This window comes from Sinorhizobium americanum (genome assembly GCF_001651855.1).
GTDB classification, from domain to species: domain Bacteria; phylum Pseudomonadota; class Alphaproteobacteria; order Rhizobiales; family Rhizobiaceae; genus Sinorhizobium; species Sinorhizobium americanum.
In genome coordinates this window covers 125,039-144,646 of record NZ_LNQC01000043.1, presented here as the reverse complement: position 1 = coordinate 144,646, position 19,608 = coordinate 125,039, and the positions used below count along the sequence as shown (strand labels likewise).

Sequence of the window (19,608 nt, the reverse complement as noted above, 5' to 3'; positions counted from 1 at the left end):
ACAGTCAAAAAATTGATATGAGCACCGGCCATGGAATCCAAGTTCGGATGTCGCGCCCAGAAAATCGTCGTGCTGCAGGACCACAAGCGTCTGCCGGCGCGTTTTTTCGCGCGTGTCTGCGGCGCTCTGACGAGCCGCCTATCCTGATCGCCCGATCAGCGTTGTTTCCGGCAGCATCGCCGCCGGCTTTCCGTATTTTGAAAATTCGATGGATATCTCGCCATGAGCGCACCGCGTACCCTCTATGACAAGATCTGGGACGATCATCTGGTCAATCAACAGGATGACGGCACCTGTCTGCTCTACATCGACCGTCACCTCGTGCACGAGGTGACGAGTCCGCAGGCCTTCGAAGGCCTGCGCATGGCCGGCCGCAAGGTCCGGGCGCCGGAAAAGACGCTGGCCGTCGTCGACCATAACGTGCCGACCTCGCCGGACCGCCACCTCGGCATCAAGAACGAGGAGAGCCGCATCCAGGTCGAGGCGCTTGCCAAGAACGCCGCCGATTTCGGCGTCGAATATTATTCCGAGAACGACAAGCGCCAGGGCATCGTCCACATCGTCGGTCCCGAGCAGGGCTTCACGCTGCCGGGCATGACGATCGTCTGCGGCGACAGCCACACCTCGACGCACGGCGCCTTCGGAGCGCTGGCGCACGGCATCGGTACGTCGGAAGTGGAGCATGTTCTGGCGACCCAGACGCTGATCCAGAAGAAAGCGAAGAACATGCTGGTGCGCGTCGACGGGCAGTTGCCGCCCGGCGTCACCGCCAAGGACATCATCCTCGCCATCATCGGCGAGATCGGTACGGCCGGCGGCACCGGCCACGTCATCGAGTTTGCCGGCGAGGCGATCCGCTCACTGTCGATGGAAGGCCGCATGACTGTCTGCAACATGACGATCGAAGGCGGCGCCCGCGCCGGCCTGATCGCGCCGGACGAGACGACCTTCGCCTATATCAAGGACAAGCCGCGCGCGCCGAAGGGCAAGGCCTGGGAGATGGCGCTCGACTACTGGAAGACGCTCCACACGGACGAGGGCGCCCATTACGACCGCGTCGTCGTGCTCGATGCCGCCAACCTGCCGCCGATCGTCTCCTGGGGCTCCTCTCCGGAAGACGTCATCTCGGTCCAGGGCGCCGTTCCGAACCCGGACGATATCCAGGACGAGACGAAGCGCGCTTCCAAATGGCGGGCGCTCGACTATATGGGCCTGAAGCCGGGCACGAAGATCACCGATATCGCCATCGACCGGGTGTTCATCGGCTCCTGCACCAACGGCCGCATCGAGGATCTGCGCGCCGTCGCCAAGGTGGTCGAGGGCCGCAAGGTCGCCCAGACGGTTTCGGCGATGATCGTTCCGGGCTCCGGCCTCGTCAAGGAACAGGCGGAGGCCGAGGGTCTCGACAGGATCTTCAAGGAAGCCGGTTTCGACTGGCGCGAACCGGGCTGCTCGATGTGCCTGGCGATGAACGACGACCGGCTGAAGCCGGGCGAACGCTGCGCCTCGACCTCGAACCGCAACTTCGAAGGCCGCCAGGGCTTCAAGGGACGCACCCATCTGGTCTCGCCGGCAATGGCCGCCGCCGCCGCCGTGGCGGGACATTTCGTCGATATCCGCGAGTGGAAGTAGGCCGGTTTCGAGCTTTTCCGGCACATCTGGCCGCCCTCTCGGGCGGCCTTTTTCATTGAGCGTCACAAGAAGCTTCCGCGGGCAGACAAGTGGCGTCAACGGTGCCACAATGGCCGCGTTCCACCTGACCCGCGAAGAACCTCATGGCCGACCACGACAAGACCGCCGCACGCCGCCTGATGCTGCTCCGCCATGCGAAATCCGCCTGGCCAGAAGGGGTGGCCGACCATCGCCGGCCGCTCGCCGGGCGCGGGCGAAAGGCTGCCCCGGTGATCGGCGCCTATATGGCCGAGCACGGCCTCGTGCCGGATCTGGCGCTTGTTTCCACGGCGCGGCGCGCCCAGGAGACCTGGGAACTGGTGGCCGAGGCATTGCCGGCCAGCGTCGACTCCCGTGACGCCGTCGGGATCTACGAGGTCGCGGCCAAAGCCATTCTCGGTGTGATACGTGGCGTGGAGCCGTCGGTGCGCAGCCTCCTCCTCGTCGGGCACAATCCAGGCATGGAGGAGCTTGCACTGCTCCTTGCCGGGGAGGGTGAGGCGCTGCCGCGCCTGCGTGAAAAATTCCCCACGGCCGCCCTCGCGGTCATCGATTTCGATGCCCGGCAATGGTCGGAGATCGAGCCCGGCAGCGGCCGCCTCGTCCGGTTCGTGACGCCGCGCATGCTCAAGCAGAAGCAATGACGGTCTTCGCGGCTATGCCACCCGGACAGCCGTTCCCCGGCGCATATGCCTCAGCAGCCGCTTCATCGCCGGCAAGCTGACGGCGATGCAGCCTTGCGTCGGCTCATAACCGGGGCGAATGAGATGAAAGAAGATCGCCGAGCCGGCTTGTCGCCGCCTGGACGAGATGTTCCAGTCCATGACGAGGCAGATGTCGTATAGTCCGTCATCGCGCATCATCGCCTCGTGGCTAGCGGCAAACGGCGCCCTGACCGGGCGGTTGTACGAAGCGTGGTGCGGTGCGTCGCACCAGAGCATGTCGCGACGGATCCCGCGGATCGGCAGCCGCGTCGGCGGCAGCGACACGCGGTCGCGGCGTGTGAACCCGCCGATCAGCCTCATCGTCGCCCGCGGGGTTGCGCCATCGCCTTCACGCTTCATGGCGGTGATGCCGCTTCGCCCGATCGCCGCCTGCTCGGTTTTGCCGTCGAAGCTCAGAAGCGCGCGCCGGCGGTCAAGCGGCGCAGTGCGCACCACAATCGTGGATTTCCGCGATCTTACTCCCGACGTTTTCTTGCGCATTATTCTCACAAATTCTTGCTTTGCCCGTGATCTCGCGGCCACCCTAAGCACGGTTTCAAGCCGACAAGATTGCGCGGTCGCCGCGCTTTGCCAAGGGCGGCAATTGAGCTAGTTTGAAATTCAGGAAGCAACAGGAACTGTCCCATGGCGACGCGCACTATCCTACTTGTCGACGATGACAATGATCTGCGTGAGACGTTGATAGAGCAGCTCTCTCTCTACGAGGAGTTCGATCTCCTGCAGGAAGCGACCGCCGGCAAGGGCATCCAGACGGCGCGCGCCCGCCAGGTGGACCTGTTGATCATGGATGTCGGCCTGCCGGACATGGACGGCCGCGAGGCGGTGAAGCTGTTGCGCAAGAGCGGATTCAAGGCGCCGATCATCATGCTGACCGGTCACGATACCGATTCGGACACGATCCTAGGGCTCGAGGCCGGCGCGAACGACTATGTCACCAAGCCCTTCCGTTTCGCCGTGCTGCTGGCCCGTATCCGCGCCCAGCTGCGCCAGCATGAGCAGAGCGAGGACGCTACCTTCAGTGTCGGTCCCTACACGTTCAAGCCGAGCCAGAAATTGCTGACGTTGGATAACGGCCAGAAGATCCGGCTGACCGAGAAGGAGGCGGCGATCATCCGCTACCTCTACCGGGCCGACCAGAAGGTGGTGACCCGCGACGTCCTGCTCGAGGAGGTTTGGGGCTATAATTCCGGCGTGACGACCCACACGCTCGAGACGCATGTCTACCGGCTGCGCCAGAAAATCGAACGCGACCCTTCCAATGCCGAGATTTTGGTGACAGAGAACGGCGGCTACAAGATCGTTCCGTAAGGCGGGATTTGCGGGTTTTCCCTCCCCATCTTGCTCGTAGCTGAGTCAGGAGAATTGCTGCGTGACGCTCAATGACGACATCGCGCTTCTGTCCAACGTCTCGCTCTTCGCCGACATCGGCGATGACAAGCTTCGGCTGATCGCCTTCGGCGCCGAGCGCCGCCGCGTGGCGAAGGGTCACGAGCTTTTTCGCGAGGGAGCGCCGGCGGACTGCGCCTATGCGGTCGCCGCGGGGAGCTTTTCGCTCTCAAAGCTCAATGCCGAGGGGCGCGCGCAGCAGGTCGACAGCGTCGGCCGCGGCGCTCTGTTATCGGAACTGGCGCTGATCTCGATGGTCGAGCGCAAGTTCACAGCGACCGCGGACGAGGACAGCGAGGTGATCCGCATCAACCGGCCGCTTTTCCGCCGCATGCTGGAAGAATATCCGGAAGTGACGGCAATGGTCGAAGCCCGGATCCGCGACAATCTGCAGGCGATGATCCGCCGCGTCGAGGCGCTCGCCGGGCGTTTTGCATAGTCGAAGGCGCTTCTGCCCAAGAAAGCCCCTCCCACCTGTGGGGAGGGATAATCCCAAGTGCGCGGCGATCAAAGCTCGAAATGCGCAATCACCGGCACATGGTCCGAGGGGCGCTCCCAGCCACGTGCTTCCCTGAGAATGTCGACGCGGACGAGCTTCGAGGCGAGGTCGGCGGAGGACCAGATGTGGTCGAGACGGCGGCCGCGGTCGGCGGCGGCCCAGTCCTTCGCCCGATAGCTCCACCAGGTGTAGAGCCTCTCGGGCGGCGGGGTGTGCTGGCGCATCAGGTCGACCCAGGCGCCGCCTGTCATCACCGTGGTGAGCCCGTCGGTTTCGACGGGCGTGTGGCTGACGATCTTCAGGAGCTGCTTGTGCGACCAGACATCGTGCTCGAGCGGAGCGATGTTGAGGTCGCCGACCAGGATCGAGGAAATGCCCGCCTCCGCCTCGGCGTGCAGCAGCTTCATCTCGTCGACGAAATCGAGCTTGTGGCCGAATTTCGGGTTGATCATGCGATCCGGCTCGTCGCCGCCGGCCGGCACATAGAAATTGTGCAGGCGGATGGTCTTGCCGCCGGCCGCGAAGACGACGGAGAGATGGCGCGCATCGCCGACGCCGCAATAGTCGCGGCGGTCGGTCAGTTCGGTCAGCGGCAGGCGAGAGACGGTCGCGACGCCGTGGTAGCCCTTCTGCCCATGCATTTCGATGTAGTTGTAGCCGAGCTTCTTCAAAGGTGCCGACGGAAACTGATCGTCCGGGCACTTGGTCTCCTGCAGGCAGAGGATGTCAGGCTGCCAATTTACGAGAAGATGCTCCACCAGCGGCATGCGCAGGCGGACGGAGTTGATGTTCCACGTGGCGATGGAAAGGGGCATTCTCATTCCTCTGGATATGCGGGTGTCCGGCAATACGGGGCGGTTTAAGCAGGTCCGGCGCCACTCGACAAGCATGAAAAAGGCCGCCCGAAGGCGACCCTAGAGTCCTGTCGCGGCTATGCGCCAATGGCTATTTGCCGCCCTTGTTGCGGACCTCGTCATAGGGAATGCGGAACACCTTGTCGTCCAGTTCGATGCCGGTCTGTACGTTGAAGATCATCACCGAGGTGTCCTTCTTCTGCGCGTCGGTGATCGTCCATTGCCTGAGATTGTAGGTCCTCGGGTCGAACATCATGGTGATGGTCGAATCGCCGAAGATCGAGCGGTCGCCGAGCACGATGGTGATGAGATCGGGTTCGACCCGGACGTCGCGCACCATGCGGCTGCGGAGATCGATCCGCTCGCTCAGGAGCAAATTGAGCGGCGTCTTCGACAAGGGATAGATGTCCCAGGTCTTGAGCTTCATGTTGCCGATGACCACCGATCGTCCGTCGGCGATGACGCGCATCGGCGAGGGCGCCTCGTAGTTGAAGCGGATGCGGCCGGGGCGGCGGATGTAGAACTTGCCGCCGGTCTGTTCGCCGCGCGGGCCGAACTGCACGAATTCGCCCGCCATCGTCTTCACCGAAGAAAAATGATCGGCGATCTTCTGGGCGACGGCGGGGGCCTGCGCCGAAGCCGGGGCCGCGTCCAGCGTCGTGCCGGCGATGCCTGCGAGCGCTGCCAGGCCGCAAACGAAGACACGCCGCGAGATCGCCCGAGTGTCGCCGCCGCCGTTTCTTGTCTCTGTCATCGCAGTCTCCTTCATATCAGCGTCATTTGGAGCGCAAGTGGGGCGCCTTCAAGGCGTTATCTGCTGCCGCGGCGGCGGCCTTCTCAAATGACCGTTACCGGCCGGTCTTCCAGTCTTACCGGCCCGTGATCTCCGCCTCGGTCGGCACCAGGATCTCGCGCTTGCCGGCGTGGTTCGCCGGGCCGATGATGCCCTCCTGTTCCATCCGCTCGATCAGCGATGCGGCCCTATTATAGCCGATGCCGAGGCGCCGCTGCACATAGGAGGTCGAGGCCTTGCCGTCTCTCAGCACGATCGCCACCGCCTGGTCGTAGGGGTCCTCGGAATCGGCCAGATTCGAGGTGCCGGCCGGTCCGCCGCCGTCGTTCTCCTCGTCGTCATCCTCGGTGATGGCGTCGAGATATTGCGGCACCCCTTGCGTCTTCAGATAGGCGACCACCTCTTCCACTTCGGTGTCGGAGACGAAGGGGCCGTGGACGCGCTGGATACGCCCGCCTCCGGCCATGTAGAGCATGTCGCCCTGGCCGAGGAGCTGCTCGGCACCCTGTTCGCCGAGAATGGTGCGGCTGTCGATCTTCGACGTCACCTGGAAGGAGATGCGGGTCGGGAAATTGGCCTTGATCGTGCCGGTGATGACGTCGACCGATGGGCGCTGGGTCGCCATGATGACGTGGATGCCGGCAGCGCGCGCCATCTGGGCGAGCCGCTGCACCGCACCTTCGATATCCTTGCCCGCGACCATCATCAGGTCGGCCATCTCATCGATGATGACGACGATATAGGGCATCGGCGAAAGATCGAATTCCTCGGTCTCGTAGACGGCCTCGCCGGTCTGGCGGTCGAAACCGGTCTGGACGGTGCGGGTGATCGCCTCGCCCTTCAACAGCGCCTGTTCGACGCGGGTGTTGAAGCCGTCGATGTTGCGGACACCGATCTTCGACATCTTCTTGTAGCGCTCTTCCATCTCGCGCACGGTCCATTTCAGCGCAACGACGGCCTTCTTCGGGTCGGTGACCACCGGCGAGAGCAGATGCGGAATGCCGTCATAGACGGAAAGCTCGAGCATCTTAGGATCGATCATGATCAGCCGGCACTGGTCGGGGGTGAGGCGGTAGAGCAGCGACAGGATCATCGTGTTGATCGCCACCGACTTGCCCGAGCCGGTCGTGCCGGCGACGAGCAAATGCGGCATCTTGGCGAGATCGGCGACGACCGGTTCGCCGCCGATCGTCTTGCCGAGCGCCATGGCGAGCTTCGTCTTGGTGGTCTCGAAGTCGCGCGAGCCGATCAGCTCGCGCAGATAGACCATTTCGCGCCGCTGGTTCGGCAGTTCGATGCCGATGGCGTTGCGGCCCGGCACGACGGCGACGCGGGCAGCAATGGCGCTCATCGAGCGGGCGATGTCGTCGGCAAGGCCGATGACGCGCGACGACTTGATCCCCGGCGCCGGCTCGAGTTCATAGAGTGTCACGACGGGCCCGGGGCGGACATGGATGATCTCGCCCTTGACGCCGAAATCCTCGAGCACGCCTTCGAGCATGCGGGCATTCTGTTCGAGCGCATCGGCCGAAAGCGAGGCGTCGCGCGCGACATTCTTCGGCTCGGCGAGGAAATGGATCGGTGGCAGTGCGAAGTCGCCGTCGTCCTCGACAAAGGAGCGCTGGGCTTCGCGATCGATGCGCTGGCCGCTTTTGGGTCGTGCCGGCGGCGGGGCGACCCGCGAGCCGCCCAGCGCGACCATCGGCTTTGCAGGGGCGGGCCTCGGCGCCCAGTCGGCGGCAATGTCGTCCTCGTCGTCCGGCAGGATGCCGGCGGGGCGGGGCTCGTCGATGTCGAAGGGCGGCTCGTCCTCGTCGGCGACGATCGGCGGCGGCGTGACGATGCGGCGTTCGGCACGATCGAGCGACGGTTCGATGCGTGTGCCGCCGGCCTGCGCCTTCGGCCGGACAGGTTCGTTCAGCGTGCCGAATTCGTCATTGTTGAAGTCATAGGGTTCGTCGTACTGGCGCTTGGCGCGGCTGGCGCTCAGGCCGAAGGCCCGCCGCAGCCGGGCCTGTGCCGTGAAGCGCATATGGGCGAGCGAACCCATCAGCAAGGTCAGCGGACCTTCGTCGTCCTCGTCCTCGAGTTCTTCGCGGATGGTGCGCGCCTTGCTCGGAACGGGTTCCGGTGCCGGCTCCTCTTCCGCCTCGTCGCTGACGCCGATGAGGCCGGCGCTGAAGATCAGCGCCCAGGCCGCCGGCCCGGCGAAGAGGCAGGCGAGCACGGTCGCGAAGGTGCCGGTCGGGAAGGTGCCGGTGAAGAGCGCGGGGAAACGCAGGATCATGTCGCCGAAGACGCCGCCGAGGCCGTTCGGCAACGGCCAGGTGATCGGCGCCGGAACACAGCTCAAGGCGGCGCTTGCCAGCACCGAGCCGACGAACCACAGGCAAAACCGCTTCACAACCTTGTCGAAGGGCTTGTTGCCGATGAGCACGAGTGCCCAGGCGACCGCCGGCAGCAGCGCCACGACGCTCGCCAGGCCGAAGAATTGCATGAAGATGTCGGCAAAGGCGGCGCCAGCATAGCCGAGCAGGTTGGTCGGCTCCTCCGAGGTGGCATAGGAGAAGCTCGGATCGGCAACGTTCCAGGTCGAAAGCGCGGCAACGGCGATCGCCAGGGTGCCGAACAGCGCAAAACCCGCCAGCGACGCGGTCTGGCGCCAGAGGAAGGTGGTCAGCACGAACCGGTTGGAACGGCTGTCAAGCGTTGCGGGGTTGCTTCTGCTCATATTGCCTGCTGCCCGTTTCGATCCGCCGGAGCGCCACGCATTTGCCAAGTGAACGGTGGGAGCCTTCCAGCCATTGATTGCAGAACATCCTTGCCCGCCCGAACCGGTTCCGGCGCAGAATGCTCCAGGCACATTGCGTGCCATGGAATCAACCTAAGCGGAGTAGGGTTAATGCGACATTAACCATGCGCGTGTGGCGCCGATTTACCCGTGGATAGGCCGGTCAGGGACAAAAAAAGCCCGGATCGCGAGGATCCGGGCGAAGGGCGATCCGCGAAATATGCGGATCGCGACGGGACTGATGGCGGCGCCGGTCTGCCCGCGCCGCAATCCGCTTAGCTGGCGTGATAGGCGGCTTCGCCGTGCGAGGAGAGGTCGAGACCTTCGCGCTCCGCTTCGACCGAGACACGCAGACCGACGATCGCATCGACCACCTTGAACAGGATGAACGAGCCGATACCGGACCAGACGACGGTGACGAGGACGCCCTTCAGCTGCGCCCAGACCTGCGTTGCCGTGCCGGCGTAGCCGGCGGCGAAGTCGGCGGTCGAATAGTCGACGATACCTGCACCGCCGAGGGCCGGGTTGACGAGGATGCCGGTTGCGATGGCGCCGAGGATGCCGCCGACGCCGTGGATGCCGAACACGTCGAGGCTGTCGTCATAGTGGAACTTGTTCTTCACCACGTCGACGAAGAAGTAGCAGACCGGCGAGACGGCGAGGCCGAGGACGATCGCGCCCATCGGGCCGGCAAAGCCGGCGGCCGGGGTTACCGCGACGAGACCGGCAACGGCACCCGAGGCGGCACCGAGCATCGAAGCCTTGCCGCGGACGAGCGTTTCGACGACGGCCCAGGAGATGATCGCGGCTGCGGTCGCCAGGAAGGTGTTGATCATGGCGAGGGCTGCATAAGCATTGGCTTCGAGGTTCGAGCCGGCATTGAAGCCGAACCAGCCGACCCACAGCAGCGAGGCGCCGACCATGGTGAGCGTCATCGAATGCGGAGCCATGATCTCTTTCTTGTAGCCCGTGCGCTTGCCGAGCATGATCGCGCCGACGAGGCCCGCGATGCCCGCATTGATGTGGACGACGGTACCGCCGGCGAAATCGATCGCGCCGAAGGAGAAGATCAGGCCGGTCGGGGCCGTATAGGCGCTCGGACCGCCCCAGAACCACACCATGTGGGCGACCGGGAAGTAGACGAAGGTGACCCACAGGATGACGAACAGCATGACGGCCGAGAACTTGATGCGCTCGGCGAAGGCGCCGACGATCAGCGCCGGCGTGATGCAGGCGAAGGTCATCTGGAAGACGACGAAGACGTATTCGGGGATGAAGACGCCCTTCGAGAAGCTTTCCGCAAGCGTCGTCGTGTCAACGCCGGCCAGGAACATTTTCGAGAAGCCGCCGATGAAGGAGTTGAGCGAGCCGCCATCGGTGAAGGCCAGCGAATAGCCATAGGTCACCCATATGATCATCACCACGGCGGTGATCATCAGAACCTGCATCAGTACCGACAGCATGTTCTTGGCGCGCACAAGACCGCCATAGAAGAGCGCGAGGCCGGGAACGGTCATCAAGAGGACGAGGATGGTCGACAGCAGCATCCAGGTGGTGTCGCCCTTGTCCGGAACCGGCGTTGCGGCAACGGCCTCGGCGGCGGCGGGCGCCGCCTCCTGGGCGAAGGCAACGACCGGCGCGAGCAAGGCGGCAGCAGCGGCGCCCACGCGTCGAAGAGAGGAGGAAAGGTAGAATGACATTGAGAAATGCTCCCTGATCGGCGCTGCTTACAACGCTTCTGAATCGGTTTCGCCGGTGCGGATGCGCACGGCGTGGTCAATCGAATAGACGAAGATCTTGCCGTCGCCGATCTGGCCGGTCTTGGCGGCCGAGGCGATCGCGTCGACGGCCTTGTCGACGATCTCCGACGGAACCGCGATCTCGATCTTCAGCTTCGGCAGGAAGCTCACCGCGTATTCGGTGCCACGGTAAATTTCGGTGTGCCCCTTCTGGCGGCCGTAACCCTTCACTTCGGTCACGGTCAAACCCTGGATGCCTACGGCGGTCAGGGCTTCGCGAACCTCATCGAGCTTGAACGGCTTGATAATGGCCATCACAATTTTCATCGGCTTCCCATCCTTGTCTGCCTCCGCGCGGGAGGCCGTCTCTCCTTGCTGCTTAAGCGCGTGAAGCGCTGGGCAACCGAAAAGTCACATTCAAGGGGCGTGCCAGATTCAATTCAGAGGCCGCAAATTCCGGAAAAGACACGAAAAAACCACGATTGATGCGCCGACGATCGCGGAATGCTAAAAAAGCAGCCAATTGAAAAGCTGATAAAATAGGCAAAAGCCAAAAAATGGCTCAGAACTGGCTATTTTTTACTCAACTGCCTTTTTACGGATCAGGCCTTCCTGTGCCACCGAGGCGATCAGCACGCCGGAACGATCGAACAGGCTGCCGCGCGTCATGCCGCGTGCGCCGTGCGCGCTCGGGCTGTCCTGGGTATAGAGCAGCCAGTCGTCCATTTTGGAGGGCCGATGGAACCACATGGCATGGTCGAGGCTCGCGACCTGCAGCGTCCGGTCGAAGACCGAAGTGCCGTGCGCATAGAGCGAGGTATCGAGCAGCGTCATGTCGGAGAGATAGGCAAGCACGGCCGCCTGCAGATGCCGTTCGTCCGGCACCTGGCCGACGGCCTTCACCCAGACGTCCTGCCGCGGCGCGGCCTTGTCGCGCGAGAAGTAGTGCTCGAGCGAGGTCGGCCGGATCTCGATCGGCCGTGGCCGTTCCCAATAACGGCGGATCGCCTCCGGTGCGTGGACCAGGAATTTCTCCCGCAGCTCCTTTTCGCCCGGCAAGGCTTCCGGCATCGGCACGTCGGGGATGTCGAACTGATGGTCGAATCCGCCCTCGTCGAATTGGAAGGAGGCCGACATGGAGAAGATCGCCTTGCCGTGCTGGATCGCCACGACGCGGCGCGTCGCGAAGCTCGACCCGTCGCGGATGCGGTCCACCTCGTAGATGATCGGGACGGTGGGATCGCCGGGCCGCAGGAAATAGGCGTGCAGCGAATGCACGTAGCGGCTTGCATCCACGGTGCGTTGTGCGGCGACGAGCGCCTGGCCGATCACCTGTCCGCCGAACACTCGCTGCCAGCCAACCTGGGGGCTCAAGCCGCGGAACAGATTCACCTCGAGCTTCTCGAGATCGAGAATGGCGAGAAGCGCATCCATGGGGGTTTCGGTGGGGCGCGACATTTCGGCGGTCTCCTCTACAGCGCCGCGCGCCTTTCAGACGCGCAAAGGCCGCTGTACACTTTGAGTTGCTGCGTGTCTCCTTAAATCGCCCCCGATTCAAGGAGACATGCGGCAGTAGGAACGGCGATGGCATTGATCTATATAGGCACGGATCGATGCTCAAGTGCGACGGGAGAAGGCGGGATGATCGATGTACTGATTGCCGGAGGCGGTTATGTCGGCCTGTCGCTTGCCGTATCGTTCAAGAAAGCGGCTCCCCATCTTGAAGTGACGGTTGTCGACGGCGCGCCGGAAGGTGCTTGGAAAAGGGACGAGCGAGCCTCCGCGGTGGCGCTTGCTGCCGAGCGCATGCTCGACGTGCTCGGGGTCTGGAGCGCGATCGCGCCGGAGGCCGAGCCGATCCTCAGGATGGTGATCACCGATTCGAAGGCCGCCGATCCCGTTCGCCCCGTATTTCTGACCTTCGAGGGCGATGGCGGCGAGGGCCGTCCCTTTGCGCATATGGTGCCGAACACCGCGCTGGTCGGCGCCTTGCGCGACGCGTGCCGGGAGCTCGGCGTGGCCATCCGCCAGGCGGCGATGGTCGAGAGCTTCAAGAGCGGCGATCACGCCGTTGCCGTGACGCTTGCCGGCGGCGAGGCGCTCGAGGCGCGGCTGCTGGTCGCCTGCGACGGCGTGCGTTCGAAATTGCGCGAGGCGGCCGGCATCAAGGTCGTCGAGTTCGATTACGGCCAGTCCGGCATCGTGACGACGGTCGAGCACGAGCGGCCGCATGGCGGCACGGCGGAGGAGCATTTCCTGCCGGCCGGCCCCTTCGCCACCCTGCCGCTCAAGAACAACCGCTCCTCGCTCGTCTGGACGGAGAGCAGCTACGATGCCGAAAGGCTGCTGAAAGAGGATGACTTCATTTTCGAAGAGGAACTGGAGCGCCGCTTCGGCCATAAGCTCGGCCATCTCAAGGTGGTCGGCGGCCGCAGGGCCTTTCCGCTGGGCCTGACGCTGGCGCGCGATTTCGTGGCCCCGCGCTTCGCGCTGGCGGGCGATGCCGCCCACGGCATTCACCCGATCTCCGGCCAGGGCCTTAATCTCGGCTTCAAGGACGTGGCCGCCCTTGCCGAAACGATCGTCGAGGCGGACCGGCTCGGCCTCGACATCGGCTCGCTCGCCGTCCTTGAGCGCTACCAGATCTGGCGACGCTTCGACACGTTCCGCATGGGCGTGACGACGGATGTGCTGAACCGGCTGTTCTCCAACGACATCACGCCGGTGAGGGTGCTGCGCGACGTCGGCCTCGGCCTCGTCGATCGCCTGCCGTCGCTCAAGAATTTCTTCATCCGCCAGGCGGCCGGCATTGCCGGCGAAGCGGACCCGCGATTGCTTTCGGGGCAGCCTATCTGAGGAAGCGCCCGGTATTCGGCCTTACTGCTCCGACAGCTTCATATCCGGCTGGTAATCCTTGCCCTCCACGTCCTTCACCACCGCCTGGCCGCATTGCATGTGCTGGGTATCGGCGTTGAAGGCATAGGTGGGCGAGCCGTGCAGGCTCCAACCCTGGTTCAAAGCCGCCGTCACCTTGTGGCAAAACGAAGCGTCGTCGGGACCGGTCAGAAATCGGTAGAGTTTCAAGGTTTCACCTTTCGCTTTTCGATGATGTCCGCTTTCGCGGCGAGTTTCAGCGCCTCGTCGAGATGGAGGCGCTCGACCATGCGGCCGTTTAGATTGATCACGCCCCTGCCTGCATGTTCCGGCCGGGCGAAGGCGCCGATGATCGCGTGCGCCTCGTCGAGTGCCGCCTGGTCGATGCCGAAGCAGCGATTGGCTTCGTCGATCTGGGCGGGGTGGATCAGCATCTTGCCGTCGTAACCCATGTCGCGCCCCTGCCGGCACTCGGCCGCAAAACCCTCCGAATCGCGAAAATCGTTGAAGACGGCATCGATGGCGTCGAGACCGCTGCCGCGGGCGGCAAGCAGCACCTGCATCAGCCAGGGCACGAGATAGGTGCGGCCGGGAAGGGCGGGCACACCCGTCGCCTTGCGCAGGTCGTTGAGGCCGACGACGAAGCAATCGAGCCGACCGCCGAGGGTGCGCCCCATCTCGGCGATTGCCGGCGCGTTGATGACGCCGCGCGGCGTCTCGATCATCGCCCAAAGCCGCAGGCTTTCAGGCGCGTCGTTTTCGGAAAACCAATCGAGCACGGCTTGGATGTTGGCAGGGCTTTCGACCTTCGGCAGAAGAACGGCGTCGGGGCGTGCCGCAAGCGCAGCGACAAGATCCACTTCGCTGAAACCCGATTCCGCCACATTGATGCGGATGATCGCTTCGCCGGAAGGACGGTTCGCGGACAGATGGCGGACAAGGGCGTCGCGGGCTTGTGTCTTTTGCTCGGGCGCCACGGCATCCTCGAGGTCGAAGATCACCGCGTCCGCGGCAAGATCCTTGATCTTGGCAAGCGCGCGGGGATTGTCGGCCGGAACGCTGAGCACGGAGCGGCGGAGCCGCACGGGATGATGATCGGTCGCTCGTGTCATGCAACCCGTTGTGCCCGCCTTTGTTGCCTTGCGCAAGGTCGAAGGGCCCTCTTGCAAGCGGTGCCGCGAGCTACCACATGGCCTAATAGAAAGGTGACGAACATGCAAAGCATCCGCTCTGTTCTTTTCACGGCCGCCGCCATTGCCATCACGGTTGCGGCCTTCGTGCTGACCGCCTCGCTGGCCCTGGCGCTCGCCGGCATCGCCGCCGTCGTTGCGATCGGCAGCGCAATCGCCGCGCGGTTCAATGCGAAGCCGATGCCGGCGCGGACCCGGGCAGCTGCCGGCCAGCAGCGTGAAATGCGGATCTGGAACGACGGACGCGGCACGATCATCGATCTCTAGGACGCTGCGCGCTCAACTGAACGCGCAAAGGACGCTCCCGAATCGACCCGCCAAGGCCCGCAGACGCAGATTCTCCTTCATTTCGGCGCGAAACTGATCTAAACGCTCTCCCAACACTTCCGCTGAAATCGAAGGCTAGACCATGGACAAGTTCGTCAAGCTCACCGGCGTTGCTGCGCCCCTGCCCGTCGTCAACATCGACACGGACATGATCATCCCGAAGGATTACCTGAAGACGATCAAGCGCACCGGGCTCGGCACGGGACTCTTCGCCGAGGCGCGCTACAACGAGGACGGCACGCCAAACCCCGATTTCGTGCTCAACAAGCCGGCCTACCAGAACGCCAAGATCCTGGTTGCCGGCGACAATTTCGGCTGCGGTTCCTCGCGCGAGCATGCGCCGTGGGCGCTCCTCGATTTCGGCATCCGCTGCGTCATCTCGACCTCGTTCGCCGACATCTTCTACAACAACTGTTTCAAGAACGGCATCCTGCCGATCGTCGTCAGCCAGGCCGACCTCGACAAGCTGATGGACGATGCCAACCGCGGCTCCAACGCGGTGTTGTCTGTCGATCTGGAAGCCCAGGAAATCACCGGCCCCGACGGCGGCTCGATCAAGTTCGAGATCGATGCCTTCAAGCGCCACTGCCTGCTGAACGGCCTGGACGACATCGGCCTGACGCTCGAAAAGGCAGGCGCCATCGACAGCTTCGAGAAGAAGAACGCCGCATCGCATCCGTGGGCCTGAGCGGCTCGCGAATGACGCGCAGGCTGATTTCGACTGGTTCGCCCTTTGAGAAGACGGCAGGCTATTCGCGTGCCGTCGTCAAGAGCGACTGGTGCTTCGTCTCCGGCACGACCGGCTACGACTATGCCACCATGACCATGCCGGAGACGGTCGAGGAGCAGGCGCGCAACTGCCTGAAGACGATCGATGCCGCGCTGAAGGAAGCCGGCTTCTTGCTTTCGGACGTCGTGCGCAACCACTACTACGTCACCGATGCCAGCTTCGCCGACCGGGTCTTCCCGATCTTCGGCGAGGTTTTTGGCGAGATCCGCCCGGCTGCGACGATGATCGTCTGCGACCTCATCCGCCCGGAAATGCTGATCGAAATCGAGGTCACGGCGTTTCGCGGGTGAGGCGGGGTCGTTCTTGCCCATATAGCGGATTTCTCAAAGCGCGAGAGTAGCAGGCCCATGCAGTTTGAAGGCACCGCCGACTATATCGCCGACAAGGACCTGATGGTCGCCATCAATGCGGCGATAGGGCTGGAGCGGCCGCTGCTCGTCAAGGGCGAGCCCGGCACCGGCAAGACCGAGCTTGCCCGCCAGATTGCCGCGGCCCTCGGCCTCGACCTCATCGAGTGGAGCGTCAAATCGACCACCAAGGCGCAGCAGGGGCTCTACGAATACGACGCCGTCTCGCGGCTGCGCGACAGCCAACTCGGCGACGCTCGCGTCAACGACGTGAAAAACTATATCCGCAAGGGCAAGCTCTGGCAGGCCTTCGAGGCGTCGGAGAAGGTGGTGCTGCTGATCGACGAGATCGACAAGGCGGATATCGAGTTTCCGAACGACCTGTTGCAGGAACTCGACCGGATGGAGTTCCACGTCTACGAGACCGGAGAGATGATCCGTGCTCGGCATCGGCCGATCGTCATCATCACCTCCAACAATGAGAAGGAGCTGCCGGACGCCTTCCTGCGCCGCTGCTTCTTCCACTATATCCGCTTCCCCGATGCCGACACGCTCGCCCGCATCGTCGAGGTCCATTATCCGGGCATCCGCAAGACCCTGCTGTCGGCAGCCCTTGCCGCCTTCTACGGCATCCGCGAGGTGCCGGGGCTGAAGAAGAAGCCCTCGACGTCGGAGGCGCTCGACTGGATTCGCCTGCTGGTCGCCGACGGGATCGATCCGGCCGACTTGCGCGCCGGTCCGAAATCGATGTTGCCGAAGCTGCACGGTGCGCTTTTGAAGAACGAGCAGGACGTGCATCTTTTCGAGCGGCTTGCCTTCATGGCGCGCCGCGACGCATGAGGCCGGACGCACATAAGGTCCTGATCTACGCTACTTGGCAGGACACGCTGCTGGTCTTCGATGAGCCGGACTTTCCCGAGGTGGAGTTGCAGGTGCCGGGCGGCACGATGGAGCCGGGCGAGAGCCCCGAAGCGGCCGCCCGCCGGGAGTTTGCCGAGGAAACCGGGATGACACCGCCGGACAAATTCGTCCACCTCGCCACGCAAGACTACCACTTCGTCAAGAGCGGCAGGGAGATCTGTCACCGGCGACACTATTTTCATGTGGCGCTTGCCGGCGAGCAGCGGCGAGGCTGGTTGCACTGCGAAATGACGCCGGACAGCGGCGGCCCGCCGATCCGATTTCGGTTTTTCTGGCTCGCAATGGCTGAAGCGCGCGGCCGCCTCGGCTATGGAATGCAGGAGGCTTTGGAGCCGTTGCAGGTCCGAGGCCGGCTAAAGAGCCCGATTTGATCGCCTCCAGTGGCGGCTCCGTGTTTTTCATTGACCGCGTGGCCTCCGCCACGCTATCAAACGATCCTGTGGTGATTTGGCCGGCCGGCTTGCAGCCACGTTAAAGAAATCGCTAAAGGGCCGAGGAAAGAACGGATTTCCGAGGACCGGTCGCGATCATCTCGCCGCCGGTTTTTTTGTATTGATCGAGTGGAACCATGCCCATCAAGATTCCCGATACGCTGCCCGCCTTCGAAACGCTCGTCAACGAGGGCGTGCGGGTGATGACCGAGACGGCGGCGGTCCGCCAGGACATCCGGCCGCTGCAGATCGGGCTCTTGAACCTGATGCCGAACAAGATCAAGACGGAAATCCAGATCGCCCGGCTGATCGGCGCGACGCCGCTGCAGGTGGAGCTGACGCTGGTGCGCATCGGCGGCTACCGGCCGAAGAACACGCCCGAGGAGCATCTCTTCGCCTTCTACGAAACCTGGGAGGAGGTCAAGGGCCGCAAGTTCGACGGCTTCATCATCACCGGCGCCCCGGTCGAGACGCTCGACTATGAAGAGGTCACCTATTGGGACGAGCTCAAGCGCATCTTCGACTGGACGGAAACGCATGTGCACTCGACGCTGAACGTCTGTTGGGGCGCGATGGCGGGGATCTACCACTTTCACGGTGTTCCGAAATATCCGCTCAAGGAAAAGGCCTTCGGCGTCTATCGCCACCAGAACCTCAAGCCCTCGTCGGTCTATCTGAACGGCTTTTCCGATGACTTCGCCGTCCCCGTGTCGCGCTGGACCGAGGTGCGCCGCGCCGATATCGACCGGGTTCCGAGCCTCGAGATCCTGATGGAATCGAAGGAGATGGGCGTTTGCCTGGTGCACGAGAAGAAGGGCAACCGGCTCTACATGTTCAATCATGTCGAATATGATTCAACTTCGCTTTCGGACGAATATTTCCGCGACGTCGATGCCGGCGTGCCGATCAAGCTGCCGCACGACTACTTTCCGCACAATGATTCGACCCTGCCGCCGCAGAACCGCTGGCGCAGCCATGCGCACCTCTTCTTCGGAAACTGGATCAACGAGATGTACCAGACGACACCCTACGAGCTCGAAAAGATCGGAAGTGGAGACTGATGTTCATCCCCTTCTTCCTCGAACTGAAGGCCGAGAAGATCCCGGTGACGCTCCGGGAGTTCCTGTCGCTGATCGAAGGAATGGAGAAGGGGATCGCCGCCTTCGACGTGGAAGCCTTCTATTTTCTGGCGCGGACGGCGCTGATCAAGGACGAACGCTACATCGATCGTTTCGACCGGGTGTTCCGGCGCGCCTTTGCCGGGCTCGAAGCGGTCTCGCCGCCGGAGGAGCTTGCCGAGACCACTATCCCCGAGGAGTGGCTGAGGAAGGTCGCCGAGAAATATCTGACCGAGGAGGAGAAGAAGCTCGTCGAGGCGCTCGGCGGTTTCGATAGGTTGATGGAGACGCTGCGCCAGCGGCTTGCCGAGCAGACCGGCCGGCACCAGGGCGGCTCGAAATGGATTGGCACGGCCGGCACCTCGCCCTTCGGCGCCTATGGCTACAATCCCGAAGGCGTCAGGATCGGCCAGGAAGGCTCGCGGCACCGGCGTGCGGTCAAGGTCTGGGACCGGCGCGAGTTCAGGGACTACGACGACACGGTCGAGCTCGGCACCCGGAACATCAAGGTGGCGCTGAAGCGGCTCAGGCGTTGGGTGCGCCAGGGGGCGGCCGACGAACTCGACCTCTCCGGCACGATCCGTTCCACCGCCGAGCACGGCTATCTCGACGTGGTGACCCGGCCGGAGCGCCGCAATGCCGTCAAGCTCCTGATGTTCTTCGACGTCGGCGGATCGATGGACGACCACATCCGCATCGTCGAGGAGCTGTTCTCGGCGGCGCGCGCCGAGTTCCGCCACATGGACTATTTCTATTTCCACAATTGCATCTATGAGGGCCTGTGGAAGGACAATCGCCGCCGCCGCGCCGACGTCATTCGCACCGCGGAGGTCCTGCGCACCTATGGCAGCGACTACCGCGCCATCTTCGTCGGCGACGCTGCGATGAGCCCCTACGAGATCAGCCATCCGGGCGGCTCGGTCGAGCACTGGAACGACGAGGCCGGGGCGCTCTGGCTCGAGCGCCTGACGACGCATTTCCCGCGGTCGATCTGGCTCAACCCGGTGCCGGAGGGTCACTGGCGCCATACCCATTCGATCGGCATGATCCGCGCGCTCTTTCACGGGCGGATGTTCCCGCTGACGCTTGCCGGTCTGCAGGCGGCGACGAAGGACTTGTCGCGCTGAAAAGTGTGACTTTCTGGTTGCCGCC

Annotated in this window: 21 protein-coding genes and 1 riboswitch; of the genes, 12 read left to right on the top strand and 9 right to left on the bottom strand. The window is 63.7% G+C overall.

Going from position 1 to position 19,608, the window contains the following annotated elements; all coding sequences use genetic code 11:
- Window positions 1-222 precede the first annotated feature (222 nt).
- Complete coding sequence (leuC, locus tag ATC00_RS06890; RefSeq protein ID WP_037390376.1) at window positions 223-1,632, top strand: 3-isopropylmalate dehydratase large subunit; 1,410 nt, start codon at window positions 223-225, stop codon at window positions 1,630-1,632.
- Window positions 1,633-1,775: 143 nt separating this feature from the next.
- Window positions 1,776-2,315 carry a SixA phosphatase family protein gene (locus ATC00_RS06885; protein WP_064252342.1) on the top strand — a complete coding sequence of 180 codons (540 nt, stop codon included), beginning with the start codon at window positions 1,776-1,778 and terminating at the stop codon, window positions 2,313-2,315.
- Window positions 2,316-2,327: 12 nt separating this feature from the next.
- On the opposite strand, the gene ATC00_RS06880 is transcribed toward ATC00_RS06885, so the two are convergent.
- Window positions 2,328-2,876, bottom strand: coding sequence for a L,D-transpeptidase family protein (locus tag ATC00_RS06880; RefSeq protein WP_037390379.1), 549 nt, complete (start codon window positions 2,874-2,876; stop codon window positions 2,328-2,330).
- Between the two features lie 144 nt (window positions 2,877-3,020).
- Between ATC00_RS06880 and ATC00_RS06875 the strand changes: the two genes are divergently transcribed.
- Together ATC00_RS06875 and ATC00_RS06870 are read left to right on the top strand one after the other, a co-directional pair.
- The gene (locus ATC00_RS06875) at window positions 3,021-3,704 is read left to right on the top strand and encodes a response regulator transcription factor (RefSeq protein WP_037390380.1); all 684 of its coding nucleotides are present in this window, start codon (window positions 3,021-3,023) and stop codon (window positions 3,702-3,704) included.
- A gap of 61 nt (window positions 3,705-3,765) precedes the next feature.
- Window positions 3,766-4,221, top strand: coding sequence for a cyclic nucleotide-binding domain-containing protein (locus tag ATC00_RS06870; RefSeq protein ID WP_037390381.1), 456 nt, complete (start codon window positions 3,766-3,768; stop codon window positions 4,219-4,221).
- Window positions 4,222-4,289: 68 nt separating this feature from the next.
- Here the strand turns inward: ATC00_RS06870 and ATC00_RS06865 are convergent, their stop codons facing one another.
- The 6 genes from ATC00_RS06865 to tesB all read right to left on the bottom strand — a co-directional run bounded on the left by ATC00_RS06865 (window position 4,290) and on the right by tesB (window position 11,916).
- Window positions 4,290-5,096, bottom strand: coding sequence for an exodeoxyribonuclease III (locus tag ATC00_RS06865; protein ID WP_037390382.1), 807 nt, complete (start codon window positions 5,094-5,096; stop codon window positions 4,290-4,292).
- Window positions 5,097-5,226: 130 nt separating this feature from the next.
- Complete coding sequence (locus tag ATC00_RS06860; RefSeq protein WP_037390383.1) at window positions 5,227-5,889, bottom strand: outer membrane lipoprotein carrier protein LolA; 663 nt, start codon at window positions 5,887-5,889, stop codon at window positions 5,227-5,229.
- A gap of 115 nt (window positions 5,890-6,004) precedes the next feature.
- Complete coding sequence (locus ATC00_RS06855) at window positions 6,005-8,659, bottom strand: DNA translocase FtsK (RefSeq protein WP_064252341.1); 2,655 nt, start codon at window positions 8,657-8,659, stop codon at window positions 6,005-6,007.
- 335 nt (window positions 8,660-8,994) lie between these two features.
- Window positions 8,995-10,419 carry an ammonium transporter gene (locus ATC00_RS06850; protein ID WP_037390385.1) on the bottom strand — a complete coding sequence of 475 codons (1,425 nt, stop codon included), beginning with the start codon at window positions 10,417-10,419 and terminating at the stop codon, window positions 8,995-8,997.
- A gap of 27 nt (window positions 10,420-10,446) precedes the next feature.
- Window positions 10,447-10,785, bottom strand: coding sequence for a P-II family nitrogen regulator (locus ATC00_RS06845; RefSeq protein ID WP_014766401.1), 339 nt, complete (start codon window positions 10,783-10,785; stop codon window positions 10,447-10,449).
- A gap of 252 nt (window positions 10,786-11,037) precedes the next feature.
- Entirely contained in the window at window positions 11,038-11,916 is an 879-nt protein-coding gene (tesB, locus tag ATC00_RS06840) for an acyl-CoA thioesterase II (protein ID WP_064252340.1), read from the bottom strand.
- A 183-nt stretch (window positions 11,917-12,099) separates the two neighbouring features.
- On the opposite strand from tesB, the gene ATC00_RS06835 reads away from it, so the two are divergent.
- Window positions 12,100-13,314: a ubiquinone biosynthesis hydroxylase gene (locus tag ATC00_RS06835; RefSeq protein ID WP_064252339.1), complete on the top strand. Its 1,215-nt coding sequence runs from the start codon at window positions 12,100-12,102 to the stop codon at window positions 13,312-13,314.
- A 21-nt stretch (window positions 13,315-13,335) separates the two neighbouring features.
- Here ATC00_RS06835 and ATC00_RS06830 read toward each other — a convergent pair whose 3' ends face one another.
- Both ATC00_RS06830 and ATC00_RS06825 read right to left on the bottom strand, forming a co-directional pair.
- Window positions 13,336-13,542, bottom strand: coding sequence for a DUF1737 domain-containing protein (locus ATC00_RS06830; protein ID WP_064252338.1), 207 nt, complete (start codon window positions 13,540-13,542; stop codon window positions 13,336-13,338).
- Window positions 13,539-14,444: an HpcH/HpaI aldolase/citrate lyase family protein gene (locus ATC00_RS06825; RefSeq protein WP_064252337.1), complete on the bottom strand. Its 906-nt coding sequence runs from the start codon at window positions 14,442-14,444 to the stop codon at window positions 13,539-13,541. The genes ATC00_RS06830 and ATC00_RS06825 overlap by 4 nt, the downstream gene beginning before the upstream one ends.
- A 102-nt stretch (window positions 14,445-14,546) precedes the next feature.
- Between ATC00_RS06825 and ATC00_RS06820 the strand changes: the two genes are divergently transcribed.
- The 7 genes from ATC00_RS06820 (at window position 14,547) to ATC00_RS06790 (ending at window position 19,583) form a co-directional block, all read left to right on the top strand.
- Complete coding sequence (locus ATC00_RS06820) at window positions 14,547-14,789, top strand: hypothetical protein (RefSeq protein WP_037390393.1); 243 nt, start codon at window positions 14,547-14,549, stop codon at window positions 14,787-14,789.
- A gap of 142 nt (window positions 14,790-14,931) precedes the next feature.
- Complete coding sequence (gene leuD, locus ATC00_RS06815) at window positions 14,932-15,537, top strand: 3-isopropylmalate dehydratase small subunit (protein ID WP_037390394.1); 606 nt, start codon at window positions 14,932-14,934, stop codon at window positions 15,535-15,537.
- 11 nt (window positions 15,538-15,548) lie between these two features.
- A complete protein-coding gene (locus ATC00_RS06810; RefSeq protein WP_064252379.1) occupies window positions 15,549-15,929 on the top strand; it encodes a RidA family protein in 381 nt (126 codons plus the stop codon).
- 57 nt (window positions 15,930-15,986) lie between these two features.
- On the top strand, window positions 15,987-16,826 hold the full coding sequence (locus ATC00_RS06805) for an AAA family ATPase (protein ID WP_064252336.1): 840 nt from the start codon (window positions 15,987-15,989) through the stop codon (window positions 16,824-16,826).
- Complete coding sequence (locus ATC00_RS06800; RefSeq protein ID WP_064252335.1) at window positions 16,823-17,278, top strand: NUDIX hydrolase; 456 nt, start codon at window positions 16,823-16,825, stop codon at window positions 17,276-17,278. The genes ATC00_RS06805 and ATC00_RS06800 overlap by 4 nt, the downstream gene beginning before the upstream one ends.
- 58 nt (window positions 17,279-17,336) lie before the next feature.
- Window positions 17,337-17,414: riboswitch (SAM riboswitch) on the top strand.
- 61 nt (window positions 17,415-17,475) lie between these two features.
- Window positions 17,476-18,399: a homoserine O-acetyltransferase MetA gene (gene metA, locus ATC00_RS06795; protein WP_064252334.1), complete on the top strand. Its 924-nt coding sequence runs from the start codon at window positions 17,476-17,478 to the stop codon at window positions 18,397-18,399.
- A complete protein-coding gene (locus ATC00_RS06790) occupies window positions 18,399-19,583 on the top strand; it encodes a vWA domain-containing protein (protein ID WP_037389946.1) in 1,185 nt (394 codons plus the stop codon). Before metA ends, ATC00_RS06790 begins: the two co-directional genes overlap by 1 nt.
- Window positions 19,584-19,608: the final 25 nt, after the last annotated feature.

Coding starts and splice junctions, on each gene's coding strand:
- ATC00_RS06885 (WP_064252342.1), top strand. CDS start 1,776: ATGGCCGACCACGACAAGACCGCCGCACGCCGCCTGATGCTGCTCCGC.
- ATC00_RS06845 (WP_014766401.1), bottom strand. CDS start 10,785: ATGAAAATTGTGATGGCCATTATCAAGCCGTTCAAGCTCGATGAGGTT.
- ATC00_RS06850 (WP_037390385.1), bottom strand. CDS start 10,419: ATGTCATTCTACCTTTCCTCCTCTCTTCGACGCGTGGGCGCCGCTGCT.
- ATC00_RS06810 (WP_064252379.1), top strand. CDS start 15,549: ATGACGCGCAGGCTGATTTCGACTGGTTCGCCCTTTGAGAAGACGGCA.
- tesB (WP_064252340.1), bottom strand. CDS start 11,916: ATGTCGCGCCCCACCGAAACCCCCATGGATGCGCTTCTCGCCATTCTC.
- ATC00_RS06835 (WP_064252339.1), top strand. CDS start 12,100: ATGATCGATGTACTGATTGCCGGAGGCGGTTATGTCGGCCTGTCGCTT.
- ATC00_RS06865 (WP_037390382.1), bottom strand. CDS start 5,096: ATGCCCCTTTCCATCGCCACGTGGAACATCAACTCCGTCCGCCTGCGC.
- ATC00_RS06820 (WP_037390393.1), top strand. CDS start 14,547: ATGCAAAGCATCCGCTCTGTTCTTTTCACGGCCGCCGCCATTGCCATC.
- ATC00_RS06790 (WP_037389946.1), top strand. CDS start 18,399: ATGTTCATCCCCTTCTTCCTCGAACTGAAGGCCGAGAAGATCCCGGTG.
- ATC00_RS06880 (WP_037390379.1), bottom strand. CDS start 2,876: ATGCGCAAGAAAACGTCGGGAGTAAGATCGCGGAAATCCACGATTGTG.
- ATC00_RS06860 (WP_037390383.1), bottom strand. CDS start 5,889: ATGACAGAGACAAGAAACGGCGGCGGCGACACTCGGGCGATCTCGCGG.
- ATC00_RS06805 (WP_064252336.1), top strand. CDS start 15,987: ATGCAGTTTGAAGGCACCGCCGACTATATCGCCGACAAGGACCTGATG.
- ATC00_RS06875 (WP_037390380.1), top strand. CDS start 3,021: ATGGCGACGCGCACTATCCTACTTGTCGACGATGACAATGATCTGCGT.
- ATC00_RS06800 (WP_064252335.1), top strand. CDS start 16,823: ATGAGGCCGGACGCACATAAGGTCCTGATCTACGCTACTTGGCAGGAC.
- leuC (WP_037390376.1), top strand. CDS start 223: ATGAGCGCACCGCGTACCCTCTATGACAAGATCTGGGACGATCATCTG.
- ATC00_RS06825 (WP_064252337.1), bottom strand. CDS start 14,444: ATGACACGAGCGACCGATCATCATCCCGTGCGGCTCCGCCGCTCCGTG.
- metA (WP_064252334.1), top strand. CDS start 17,476: ATGCCCATCAAGATTCCCGATACGCTGCCCGCCTTCGAAACGCTCGTC.
- ATC00_RS06855 (WP_064252341.1), bottom strand. CDS start 8,659: ATGAGCAGAAGCAACCCCGCAACGCTTGACAGCCGTTCCAACCGGTTC.
- leuD (WP_037390394.1), top strand. CDS start 14,932: ATGGACAAGTTCGTCAAGCTCACCGGCGTTGCTGCGCCCCTGCCCGTC.